The following is a 270-nucleotide window of genomic DNA, read 5'->3' as shown; positions in this document are numbered from 1 at the left end:
CGAGCACGGCGCCCGACACCGCGGCCCAGCCGCCCGCCCGGGCCAGTGCGGCCGTCTCGACCAGCAGGAACTGTCCGTTCGCGACGGCCATCGACGCCCGTCCGGACCGCTCGGCGACCGACAGCGGCAGCGTCGTCAGCCACGACCAGGCCAGCAGCGGTTGCACCAGCCGGCCGAGCGGGCCGGAGGCGACCTGCCGCGGCCACGGGCACAGCAGGTCCAGCGGCCGGTCCCGGTCGCGCAGCAGCGCCACCGCGGCCGCGACGGCGT

At 78.5% G+C, this 270-nt stretch carries 1 pseudogene; it reads right to left on the bottom strand.

Annotated features, from left to right (window positions below):
• A pseudogene (locus tag GTW08_RS05725) lies at nt 1-270 on the bottom strand (glycosyl transferase); the annotation flags it as partial.

Source organism: Pseudonocardia sp. SID8383 (genome assembly GCF_009864975.1).
Classification (GTDB): Bacteria; Actinomycetota; Actinomycetes; order Mycobacteriales; family Pseudonocardiaceae; genus Pseudonocardia; species Pseudonocardia alni.
This window is presented reverse-complemented; position numbering and strand designations above follow the sequence as displayed.